This window comes from Actinomadura rugatobispora (assembly GCF_042656285.1).
Lineage (GTDB): Bacteria > Actinomycetota > Actinomycetes > Streptosporangiales > Streptosporangiaceae > Spirillospora > Spirillospora rugatobispora.
Genome location: NZ_JBHSON010000055.1, coordinates 63,031 through 73,752, shown reverse-complemented (window position 1 = coordinate 73,752; position 10,722 = coordinate 63,031). Strand labels below are relative to the sequence as shown.

Here is a 10,722-nt window from a genome sequence, read left to right as displayed (position 1 = left end):
CAGCGGCCACTCTGAGAGCACGTGCTTGCCCGCTTTCAGCGCGGCCCTGATCACTTTCGAGTGCTCGGGCGCCTTCACCGAGACGACGACCAGGTCCACGCTGGGGTGTGCCGCGAGGGCCGTCGTTGCCGGTGAGGGCGCAGTCGAGCAGGAGCAGTTCGGTGTCCGGGTCGGCGAGGACCCCGGCGCCGTTGCCGGTGACCCGGGTGCCGCGCAGTATCAGCTTGCCCCCGGTCGAGACCGCCGCGCCGTTGTCGCACGAGGTCAGCGCGCCGCGCTCGAACGTGCCGGTGCCGCCGCCCAGCACGATGAGCCCGTACCGCAGCGCCTCGACGACCTCGCAGTCGGTGAACTGGCCGCTGGCGCGCTGGTCGACGGCGACGCCGTTGTCGCGGGCGCCGCGGACCACGGCCCCGGTCGCGGTCAGCTTCGACGACCCGACGGTGGCGATGCCGACCAGCCCGGAGCGCTCCACCTCCAGCCGCTCGACCACGGCCTCCGAGCTGTCGCGGACGGTCACGCCGTTCTGCCCGGTGCGGCGGACCGCGCCGCCGCGGATCGCGGCGGACGAGCGGTGCTGCACCAGGATCCCGCCGGCCTTGGCGTCCTCGACCGTGCAGTCCTCGATCAGCGGGGCCGAGCCGGAGTTCACCCAGACGCCGTGCTCCCCGGCGTCCCGGACCCGCACCCGGCGCAGCGTCACCCGGCTGCCGCCGTGCAGCGCCACGCCGCACTGCGCGGGCCCGACCACCTCGGTGTCCTCGACCATCCCCTCCGAGTCGGAGTAGACGATCCCGCCGTCGCGGACGGTGCAGCCGCGCATGAACAGCTTCGCCCCGTTCCACGCGCTGATCGTCTTGTTCGAGGCGCTGATGAACTCCGACCGTTCCGCCCGGCAGGTGCCGCCCGCGACCCGCAGCGCCGAGCCGGACTCGTGCCAGTTGCGCAGCGTCAGGCCCTGCAGCGTCACGTCCCCCTCGACCTGCAGGTCGTGCTCGCCGGCGCCGTCGATGACGACCGTCCCGGGGCCCTGCGCGGCGGTGATGATGGCGGTGCCCCAGTACTTGCACGCCTCCATCCGGTACTGGCCGGGTTCTATGACGATGTGCCGTCCGAGGCCCTGCGGGAGGGGTGTCTCGAACGCCTCCAGGATCGTCCGGAAGGCTCTCGGGGCGGTCGGGGACACCACCAGGCGGCGCACAAGGGCCTCCTTCGGATCGGCTGCATCGCCCCTGTATTATCCGGCGCGATCAGACGACCCGTGACGGCGGCCGCGGGGAAGACCGCGACGGGGGCTCCGGTTCCGGCTCGAACGCGTAGTTCTCCGGGCACGCGGGCAGCGTCACCGTCACCGCCAGGCCGCCCTCCTCGCGGGGACGCGCGGTGACGTCGCCGCCGTGCGCGCGCGCCACCGACCGGACGATCGACAGCCCCAGCCCGGCCCCCTTCGCGGTGATCACCCGGTCCGGGCCGAGCCGCCGGAACGGCTCGAACAACGCGGGGACCTCGTACGGCGCCACCCGCGGCCCCGAGTTGGTCACCACCAGTTCGATGAGCTCCCCGCCCGGGCGGGTGCGGCTGGCGACACGGACCCAGCCGCCCTCCCCGGTGTTGTGCCGGATGCCGTTCTCCACCAGGTTCTGCACGAGCCGTTCCAGCAGCATCGCGTCACCGGAGGTGGGCGCCTCGCCGGGCTCGTCGTGGACGGTGATCCCGGCCCGGCCCGCCTCCATCGCGGTCTGCGCGGCGACATGGCCGACGATGTCGGCGAGGTCGACCGGCGCCGGGTCGGTGACCTCGCGTTCGGAGCCGGCGAGCAGCAGCAGCCCGGTGATGAGCCGCTCGTGCCGCAGGTTGATGTCCAGCAGGTTCTGCCCGAGCTGCCGGACGTCGGGGGACGCCGAGGGGCGGTGCATCGCCATCTCGACCAGGGCGCGGCCCACGGTGAGCGGGGTGCGCAGTTCGTGCGAGGCGTTGGCGACGAAGCGGCGCTGGCCGTCGAAGGAGCGGTCGAGCCGTTCGAGCATCGTGTCGAAGGTGTCGGCGAGCTCCTTGACCTCGTCGTGCGGGCCGTCCAGCGCGATCCGCTCGTGCAGGCCCTTGTCGGCGGCGGGCGCCCCGGCGATCCGGCGGGCGGTGTCGGTGACGCGGTGCAGCGGCGCCAGCATCTGCCCGGCGATCAGCCAGCCGAGCCCGGCGGCGACCCCGCCGACGACGGCGAGCGCGATGGCGCCCTGGGTGATCAGAGAGGTGGTGGCGGCCTCGCGCAGCTCCCGCTGCTGGCCGAGCATCCACCGCTCGGCCTCGGGGCCGGTGAGGACCTTGCCGTCCTGGGTGAGGGCGAAGGTGCGGTTCTGCAGCTCGGCTCCCGGCCCGGCCGTGGCGCTCGAACCGGCGGGGGCGGACGGGGACGCGGACGCGGCGGCGGGCGGCGGCCCGATGCGGGCGAGGACCTTCGTGTGCTGCCTGCCGATCTGCTGGCTGAACAGCGCGTAGGTGACGCCGAGCAGCACCACGCCCGCGAGCAGGAACAGGACGGCGTAGGTCAGGGTCAGCCGGGCGCGCAGCGGCATCCGGCGGGGGAGAAGCGTCCTGGTCTTCATGGGATGCGGTACCCCACTCCGGTCACGGTCTCGACGACCGGCGGGTCGCCGAGCTTGCGGCGCAGCTTCAGGATGGTGAGCCGGACGGCCCCGGTGAACGGGTCGGCGTGCTCGTCCCACGCCTTCTCCAGGAGGCGTTCCGCCGAGACCACGGCCCCCTCGGCGAGCAGCAGCTCGTTCAGGACGGCGAACTGCTGCTTGGGCAGCGGGACGTAGCGGCCGTCCCGGAACACCTCGCGCCGGGCCGGGTCCAGCGTGATGCCGGCGCGGCGCAGCACCGGCGGCGCGGCCGGGCGGCTGCGCCGGCCCAGCGCCAGCACGCGGGCGGCCAGCTCGGGGAACGCGAACGGCTTGGTGAGGTAGTCGTCGGCGCCCAGGCCGAGCCCGTCGACCCGGTCGGTGACCTCGGCGGCGGCGGTGAGCATCAGCACGCGCGCGTCCGGGCCGTCCGCGGTGATCCACCGGCAGACCTCGTCGCCGTGCACCACGGGCAGGTCCCGGTCGAGGACGACCACGTCGTAGTCGTTGACGGCCAGGCGCTCCAGCCCGGCGCCGCCGTCGTAGGCGACGTCGACCGCGTGCGCCTCGTTCCGCAGCCATTCGGCGATCGCGTCGGCGAGCAACGGCTCGTCCTCCACCACCAGCACTCGCATCGGCCCGGCCTCCCTTTCCGTCCCGGAACGGCTCCCGGCGGAATGATCCCTGATCGCGTGTTTCCTTTCCGTTAGTGATCGCGCGGGACGCGCCGGGATTCTGCGGCGGCTCGCGGACGGAAACACCGGGGAAACGGGCGCCCGAGTTGCATCGCTTCCCGTCGGCCGGAACAGGTCCGGTCCGTACGAGGAGAGAAGAGAACGCGATGCGACTGCGTACGCGGAGCGCGCTGGCGGCGTTGCCGCTGGTGCTGGCCCTTTCCCTGGCCGGCTGCGGCGGCGAGGAGAAGCAGAGCGGGATCCCCCAGGGCGGCAACGGCGGGGCGGGCGGCGGCAACACCGCCGGGGCGAAGCTGAGCCCCGACGAGATGGGCGTGAAGTTCGCCGAGTGCATGCGCAAGAACGGCGTGGACATGGAGGACCCCAAGCCCGGCCAGGGCATCCAGTTCAGGGTGAACCCGGAGAACAAGGACAAGATGGAGAAGGCGCAGGAGGCGTGCCGCCAGTTCAACCCGATGGCGCAGAGCGACGGCAAGCCCGATCCTGAGGCCGACGAGCGCGGGCGCAAGTTCGCCGAGTGCATGCGCAAGAACGGCGTGGAGTCGTTCCCCGACCCCAAACCGGGCCAGCGCGGCATCCGCATCACGGGTGAGACCGGCAAGGACCCGGACATGGACGCGGCGATGGAGAAGTGCCGCAAGGAGTTCGGCCCGATGGGCCCCGGCGGCGGCCCCGGCGGCGGAGCCCAGCAGTGACCGGTGAGGCCACGGTGGAGGACAGGATCGAGCAGCCGGCGCCGGAGGAGCGCCGCCCCCGCCGCAAGCGGCGCTCGCGCCGCCGGATGGCCCTCGCGGTCGCGGCGGTCGTCGCGGCGGGCGGCGTGGCCGCCGTCGCCACGCTGGGCCTCGGCGGCGGCTCGGGCGGCGGCGCGCCCACCACGAACCTGCCGCCGAACACCGCCCAGGTGACCAAGCAGACGCTCAAGGACACCCAGGACGCCGACGGCGAACTCGGCTACGGGCCGGCCAGCAACGCCACCAGCCGGCTCTCGGGCACCGTCACCGCCGTGCCCGACAGCGGCGCCACCGTCACCCGGGGCCACTCGCTCTACCAGGTGGACGACCGGCCGGTGACGCTGATGTACGGCTCCAAGCCCGCGTACCGCCCGATGCGGGAGGGCACCGAGGGCGAGGACGTCGAGCAGCTGGAGAAGAACCTCAGCGCCCTCGGCTACGACGGGTTCACGGTGGACGACGAGTACACCTCCGGCACCGCCGCCGCCGTCATGGAGTGGCAGGACGACCGCGGCCTGGAGGAGACCGGCACCGTCGAGCTGGGCCGGGTGGTGTTCGCACCGGGCGCGGTGCGGATCGACAGCGTCGAGGCGGGGGAGGGCGACCCGACCGCGCCCGGCAAGAAGATCCTCACCTACACCGGCACCGACAAGGCCGTGACGGTGCGGCTGGACACCTCTGACCAGCGGCTGGCGAAGAAGGGCGCCGAGGTCGAGATCACGCTGCCCGGCGACGACACCGTCAAGGGGAGGATCGACGAGGTCTCCACCGTGATCGAGCCGGGCTCGCAGGGCGAGGACCCCACCACCAAGGTCGAGGTGGTGGTGTGGCTGACCGACGGCGAGGCCCGGGAGGCCGCCAAGAACCTGTCGCTGGCCTCGGTGAGCGTGGCGTTCACCGCCGAGACCCGCCGGGACGTGCTGACCGTTCCGGTGACCGCGCTGCTGGCGATGCAGGAGGGCGGCTTCGGCGTGGAGGTGGTCAAGGGCGGCGCGACCTCCTACGTCCCGGTCACCACCGGCCTGTTCGCCGCGGGCAAGGTGGAGATCAAGGGGACCGGCATCGCCGAGGGGACGGTCGTGGGGGTGCCGAAGTGAGCCTGGGGACCGTGGCCGCGGAGGTGCCGTCGTGATCTCCCTCCGGAACGTGACGAAGGTGTACTCGGGCGGCGTCACCGCCCTCGGCGGGGTGTCGCTGGACATCGCCGCCGGGGAACTGGTGGCGATCGTGGGCCCGTCCGGGTCCGGGAAGTCGACGATGCTGAACGTGCTGGGCACGCTGGACCGTCCGACCGAGGGCGAGGTCCGCATCGACGGTCACGACGCCGGGACGCTGTCGGACGCCAAGCTGTCGGCGCTGCGCGCGAGCCGGATCGGGTTCGTCTTCCAGCACTTCCACCTGGCCGCCGGGACCGCGGCGGTGGAGAACGTCGCCGACGGGCTCCTCTACACCGGCCTGCGCTCGGGGGAGCGGGTCCGCCGCGCCGAGGCCGCGCTCAGGCGGGTGGGGCTCGGGCACCGGATGGACCACGAGCCGCACGAGCTGTCGGGCGGCGAGAAGCAGCGCGTGGCGATCGCGCGGGCGGTGGCCGGGGAGCCGCCGCTGCTGCTGGCCGACGAGCCGACCGGGGCGCTGGACTCGGCGTCCGGCGCCGGGGTGATGGAGTTGCTGCGCGAACTGCACGCGGCCGGCACCACCGTGGTGATCATCACCCATGACCGGGAGATCGCCGCGGCGCTGCCCCGGCAGGTGTCGATGCGCGACGGGATGATCGTCGACGACGTCCGCACCGCCATCGGAACCGCAGTGGCGGGGGTGGGCTGATGGCCGCCGTCGCACGGGCGCCGGGGGATGGCCTGCGGCCGGCCCGGATGTGGCCGCGGGACGTGCTCAAGGTCGGCGCGGTGGGCCTGCGGACGCGGCCGATGCGGGCGTTCCTGTCCGCGCTGGGCATCGCCATCGGGATCGCCGCGATGGTGGCCGTGGTCGGGATCTCCTCGTCCTCGCGCGCCGAGCTGGACCGGACGCTGGCCGCGCTGGGCACCAACCTGCTCACCGTGTCGCCCGGCAGCACGATGACGGGGGAGGAGGCGCAGCTTCCGCACGAGGCCGAGGCGATGGTGGGGCGGATCGCGCCGGTGCACACGGTGTCGGCGGTCGGCCTGGTCGACGACGCCAAGGTGTACCGCAGCGACAAGATCCCCGAGACCGAGACCGGCGGGCTGTCGGCCTACGCCGTCCGCACCGGCCTGCGCGAGGCCGTGGGCGCCGAGCTGGCGAGCGGGAGCTGGCTGAACGAGGCGACCGGGTCGTTCCCCGCCACGGTGCTGGGCTCCCGGGCCGCCGAGCGGCTCGGGATCGGCCACGCCGGGCCCGGCACGCAGGTCTACATCGGCGGCCGCTGGTTCACCGTGATCGGCATCCTGAAGCCGGCCGCGCTGGCGCCGGAGCTGGACAGCGGCGCGCTGGTCGGCTGGCCGGCGGCGGAGCAGGAGCTGTCGTTCGACGGGCATCCGACGACGATCTACACGCGGTCGGACGAGGCGAACGTCGAGGCGGTCCGGGATGTGCTGGGCGCCACCGCCAACCCGGAGTCGCCGAACGAGGTCGAGGTGTCGCGCCCGTCGGACGCGCTGGCCGCCAAGCAGGCGGCGGGCGAGGCGTTCACCGGGCTGCTGCTCGGGCTGGGCGCGGTCGCGCTGCTGGTCGGCGGGGTCGGGGTGGCCAACACGATGGTGATCTCGGTGCTGGAGCGGCGCTCGGAGATCGGCCTGCGCCGGTCGCTGGGCGCGACCCGCGGGCAGATCCGCACCCAGTTCCTGGCCGAGTCGCTGCTGCTGTCGGCGCTGGGCGGTGCGGGGGGCGCGTTCATCGGGACGGTCGTCACCTTCGTCTACGCCTTCTCGCAGGACTGGCCGACGGTCGTCCCGCTGTGGGCGGTGTTCGGCGGCATCGGGGCGACGCTGCTGATCGGCGCGCTGGCCGGGCTCTACCCGGCGATCCGCGCCTCCCGCCTGTCGCCCACGGAGGCGCTGGCCGCACAGTAAGGCCGCGCAGTAAGAGAAGGGCCACCGGCCGGGGACGCCCACGTCCCCCACAAGTGGGGCGTCCCCGGCCGGTCTCGTCCGTGCTCAGAGCAGTCCGGCGGCCACCACCTCGTCGGCCGTCACGCGCGGACGCTCCTGGCGGGCCAGCGGCCGGGCCGCGGACGGCTCGGGCGGGCGGCGCGTGTGCCAGGACGTCGAAGCCTGGTAGGTGGCCGCCAGCCCCAGCAGCCGCTGCTCGCCGTACGGCAGCCCGCCGACCAGCGCGCCGATCGGCACCTCCAGCCCGGCGGCGTTGCGGTCGAAGCCGATCGGGAAGCCGATCAGCGGGCAGCCGACCAGGTCGAACGGGGTGACCGAGGTCTGCACCACCAGGTCGACGCCCTTGAACAGCTCGAACAGGATCTTCTCCAGCAGCAGCATCCGCAGCCGCAGCCAGGACACGTAGTCGTGGCCGGGCACGAACAGCGACCGCAGCCAGCTGTTCAGCGACACCCCGAACTGCCGGACGTCGCCGCGCAGGTACTCCATGAACGTCTCGCAGCGCTCGGCGGCGCTGGCGGTGGTGATGGCGGAGCCGGTGAGGAAGTCCCACTCGGCGGGCAGCTTCACCTGGACGATCCGGACCCCGGCGTCGGCGAGGGTGTCGAGCATCGCGGCGCGGGCCTTGGCGGTCGCGGACGTCCCGTCGGCGTAGCCGGGCAGCACGCCCAGCCTGATCGGGAACGGCGGCCGCACCCGGCCGCCGCCCGAGCGCGGCACCCGCGTCGCCGCCACGTAGTCGGGGACCTTGGGCAGCCCGCCGGTCCGCGGGTCGTGCGGGTCGCCGCCGGCCAGCGCCTGGAGCATGATCGCGGCGTCCACGGCGTCCCGGGCGATCGGGCCGGTGTGGTCGCGGGTGTAGGTCAGCGGGATGACCCCGTACACGCTGCACCGGCCGAGCGTGGGCTTGAGGCCGGTCATGTTCTGCGCGTTGGCCGGGTTGGTGATGGAGCCGCCGGTCTGGGTGCCGATCGAGGAGGTGACGAGCCGTCCCGCGACGGCGGTGGCCGAGCCGGTGGACGACCCGCCCGGGTTGGTGCGCGGGTCGCCGGGCGTCCAGGCGTTGACGGAGGTGACGACGCCGTACGGGTCGGTGGCGCGGGTGGTGGCCAGCGGCCCCATCTGCGTCTTGCCGAGCACGATGCCGCCGCTCGCCTTCAGCCGCGCGACGCAGGTGGCGTCGTAGTCGGGCACGAAGTCCTTGAAGATGAGCGAGTTCGCGGTCGTCTTGACGCCGTCGGTGTAGTAGTTGTCCTTGATGCCCAGCGGGATGCCGTGCAGGGCGTTCCGCGAGGACTTCCGTGCCAGCTCCCGCGCGCGCTTGCGGGCGGCGTCGGCGAGCACCGTGTTGAAGGCCTGGTAGGTCGGTTCGTGCTTCTCGATGCGTTCCAGGTAGGCGTCCACCAGGTCGACCGGGCTGAGCTTGCGGGCCCGGATCAGCGCGGCGGCCTGCGCGACGGTGAGTTCGGTGAGGTCGCCGCCGACCTTGGCGTCCTCGGTGCCGGGCAGCGGGCCGGTGAGCGGGCCCGGGTGCGGTTCGGCGGCCGTGGCGGGGGTCGCGGTGGCGAGAACGGCGCCGCCGGTCGCGGCGGCGGCGGTGATCGAGCCCATGTACGCCAGGAAGCGCCGCCGCGCGGGGCCCTCGTCGGCCAGTTCGACCGGGCGCTGCGCGGCCTCCAGGGGCTCACTCACCGCTGAACCCCGTCCACTCCGAGTGCGGCGCCGGGTAGAGGATCGGCGCGTACCGCTGCGCGTCCAGCCGGTACGCGGTGACCGGCGCGACGTCGGCGAGCGCGGAGCGGCACGCGGCCAGCGCCCGCGCCCGGTCGGCGGGGGCCGACGGGTCGTTCTCCGGCAGCACCGACAGATCGATTCCGATCATCCGCAGCCGGGTGGTGATGAAGGTGTCGATCTCTGCTTCCGTCGGCGGTGTGGGCGCCACGGGACCTCCCGGGTTCACAGGTCGGATCACCGCGGATCAGGAGGATCCCGGTGCCGGATCAAGGTCGCCCCGGCCCGTGAAGGGCGCGTTTCGCCGCGAACAAATCTGTGTTTCGGCCGTTCCGCATGTACGCGTCGTCGCTGGTCGGAGCCGCAGCGTGAGCCGCGGACACCCGTTGCGAGGCCCGGCCCGGCGGCGCGACGAGCACCACCGGGCCGGGCGGTGTTCAGGCGGGGACGGGAGCCGGCTCGTCCGGGCGGCCGCACTTGTCGATCGGGACCCGCGCCGTCTCCTTCAGCAGCAGGATCGGCCCCAGCGCGATCACGCCCGCCAGGATCAGGTAGTAGGCGGGGATGTAGTTGGTGCCGGTGGTCTTGATCAGCTTCTCGATCACCAGCGCGGCCGTGCCGCCGAAGATCGAGGTGGAGATGTTGTAGCCGATCGCGAACGCGCCGTACCGCACCTGGGTGGGGAACATCGCCGGGAACGTCGAGCCGATGACCGCCAGCATCAGCACCAGCAGCCCGCCCATCAGCGCGAACCCGCCGGCCACCGCGAACGCCCCCTTGGTCTGCATCAGCGCGATCGCCGGCCAGCTCACCACGATGAACCCGATCGCCGACGTCAGCAGCAGCGGCTTGCGGCCGACCCGGTCCGACAGGGCGCCCAGCGGGACGATCACGGCGATCATCGCCAGCTCCACGCCGATGGTGATGAGCGACGCCTCGGTGTCGCCGATGTCGAGGTTCTGCGACAGGTACGACGGCATGAACGTCAGCAGCGTGTAGTGGCCGACGTTCAGGAGGACGACGATCCCGATCAGGTTGAGGATCATCCGCCAGTTGTGCAGGAGGGTGTCCTTCAGCGGGGAGCGGGACGTCTCGCCCGCCTGCTCCATCCGCTGGAACTCGGGGGTGTCCTCCAGGCGGGAGCGGATGTAGAGCCCGATCAGGCCGAGCGGCAGCGCGATCAGGAACGGGATCCGCCAGCCCCAGGAGTGCAGGGCCTCGTCGCTGAGCATCAGGTCGACGCCCAGCACCAGGGCGGCGCCGAGGACGTAGCCCGACAGGGTGCCCAGTTCGAGGAAGCTGCCGAAGAAGCCGCGCCGCTTGGTGGGCGCGTACTCGGCGATGACGGTGGCGGCGCCGCCGTACTCGCCGCCGGTGGAGAAGCCCTGCACGAGCCGTACCGCCAGCAGCAGCAGCGGCGCGGCGATGCCGATGGTGTCGTAGCTGGGGAGCACGCCGATGAGGAAGGTCGAGCCCGACATCAGCATGATGGTGATGGCCAGCACGGTCTTGCGGCCCAGCCGGTCGCCGAGCGGGCCGAAGAACATGCCGCCGAACGGGCGGGCCACGAACGCGGCGGCGATGAGCGCGAACGAGCGCAGCGCCGCCGAGCCGCCGTCGTCGGGCGGGAAGAACACCGTCCCGACGATGGCGGTCATCACACCGGCGCTGAACACGCCGAAGTCGAACCACTCGATGCAGTTGCCGATGGCCGAGGCGGTGACGGCCTTGCGCACCGTCGCCTTGTCGGGTCCTTCCCCTACTTCTTCGTCCAGGTCCGGCACGGTCTGCTCGGAAGTCATATGCCGTCGATGCCTCCATATAGACGTCAGCAGGCGGGCGACCTTACCGAAGG

10 protein-coding genes and 1 pseudogene are annotated in these 10,722 nt (G+C 73.0%); 4 read left to right on the top strand and 7 right to left on the bottom strand.

The window, feature by feature from the left end; genetic code table 11:
• The 4 genes and pseudogenes from ACFPZN_RS33725 to ACFPZN_RS33710 all read right to left on the bottom strand — a co-directional run.
• On the bottom strand, positions 1 to 78 hold a 78-nt coding region (locus tag ACFPZN_RS33725), incomplete at its 3' end, for a hypothetical protein (RefSeq protein WP_378286360.1).
• Positions 79 to 349: 271 nt separating this feature from the next.
• Positions 350 to 1,078: pseudogene (locus tag ACFPZN_RS33720) on the bottom strand (right-handed parallel beta-helix repeat-containing protein); the annotation flags it as partial.
• Between the two features lie 172 nt (positions 1,079 to 1,250).
• Positions 1,251 to 2,603 (bottom strand): sensor histidine kinase, encoded by a 1,353-nt coding sequence (locus tag ACFPZN_RS33715; protein WP_378286359.1) that lies wholly within the window; start codon positions 2,601 to 2,603, stop codon positions 1,251 to 1,253.
• On the bottom strand, positions 2,600 to 3,256 hold the full coding sequence (locus ACFPZN_RS33710; RefSeq protein WP_378286358.1) for a response regulator transcription factor: 657 nt from the start codon (positions 3,254 to 3,256) through the stop codon (positions 2,600 to 2,602). The genes ACFPZN_RS33715 and ACFPZN_RS33710 overlap by 4 nt, the downstream gene beginning before the upstream one ends.
• A gap of 206 nt (positions 3,257 to 3,462) precedes the next feature.
• Here ACFPZN_RS33710 and ACFPZN_RS33705 point away from each other — a divergent pair, with 206 nt between their 5' ends.
• Genes ACFPZN_RS33705 through ACFPZN_RS33690 form a run of 4 tightly spaced genes read left to right on the top strand, consistent with a single transcriptional unit; the run spans position 3,463 to position 7,097 of the window.
• Complete coding sequence (locus ACFPZN_RS33705; protein WP_378286357.1) at positions 3,463 to 4,011, top strand: hypothetical protein; 549 nt, start codon at positions 3,463 to 3,465, stop codon at positions 4,009 to 4,011.
• On the top strand, positions 4,008 to 5,147 hold the full coding sequence (locus tag ACFPZN_RS33700; protein WP_378286356.1) for an efflux RND transporter periplasmic adaptor subunit: 1,140 nt from the start codon (positions 4,008 to 4,010) through the stop codon (positions 5,145 to 5,147). The genes ACFPZN_RS33705 and ACFPZN_RS33700 overlap by 4 nt, the downstream gene beginning before the upstream one ends.
• Positions 5,148 to 5,178: 31 nt before the next feature.
• A complete protein-coding gene (locus ACFPZN_RS33695; protein WP_378286355.1) occupies positions 5,179 to 5,874 on the top strand; it encodes an ABC transporter ATP-binding protein in 696 nt (231 codons plus the stop codon).
• Positions 5,874 to 7,097: an ABC transporter permease gene (locus ACFPZN_RS33690; RefSeq protein WP_378286354.1), complete on the top strand. Its 1,224-nt coding sequence runs from the start codon at positions 5,874 to 5,876 to the stop codon at positions 7,095 to 7,097. The genes ACFPZN_RS33695 and ACFPZN_RS33690 overlap by 1 nt, the downstream gene beginning before the upstream one ends.
• Before the next feature lie 84 nt (positions 7,098 to 7,181).
• Here the strand turns inward: ACFPZN_RS33690 and ACFPZN_RS33685 are convergent, their stop codons facing one another.
• The 3 genes from ACFPZN_RS33685 to ACFPZN_RS33675 form a co-directional block, all read right to left on the bottom strand.
• Complete coding sequence (locus ACFPZN_RS33685) at positions 7,182 to 8,828, bottom strand: amidase (protein ID WP_378286353.1); 1,647 nt, start codon at positions 8,826 to 8,828, stop codon at positions 7,182 to 7,184.
• Positions 8,821 to 9,078, bottom strand: coding sequence for a hypothetical protein (locus tag ACFPZN_RS33680; RefSeq protein ID WP_378286352.1), 258 nt, complete (start codon positions 9,076 to 9,078; stop codon positions 8,821 to 8,823). The genes ACFPZN_RS33685 and ACFPZN_RS33680 overlap by 8 nt, the downstream gene beginning before the upstream one ends.
• Before the next feature lie 226 nt (positions 9,079 to 9,304).
• Entirely contained in the window at positions 9,305 to 10,669 is a 1,365-nt protein-coding gene (locus ACFPZN_RS33675; RefSeq protein WP_378286351.1) for an MFS transporter, read from the bottom strand.
• Positions 10,670 to 10,722: the final 53 nt, after the last annotated feature.

What these genes read in the sequence shown, in the direction of transcription:
- ACFPZN_RS33705 (WP_378286357.1), top strand. Translation starts at nt 3,463, where the DNA reads ATGCGACTGCGTACGCGGAGCGCGCTGGCGGCGTTGCCGCTGGTGCTG.
- ACFPZN_RS33710 (WP_378286358.1), bottom strand. Translation starts at nt 3,256, where the DNA reads ATGCGAGTGCTGGTGGTGGAGGACGAGCCGTTGCTCGCCGACGCGATC.
- ACFPZN_RS33715 (WP_378286359.1), bottom strand. Translation starts at nt 2,603, where the DNA reads ATGAAGACCAGGACGCTTCTCCCCCGCCGGATGCCGCTGCGCGCCCGG.
- ACFPZN_RS33690 (WP_378286354.1), top strand. Translation starts at nt 5,874, where the DNA reads ATGGCCGCCGTCGCACGGGCGCCGGGGGATGGCCTGCGGCCGGCCCGG.
- ACFPZN_RS33675 (WP_378286351.1), bottom strand. Translation starts at nt 10,669, where the DNA reads ATGACTTCCGAGCAGACCGTGCCGGACCTGGACGAAGAAGTAGGGGAA.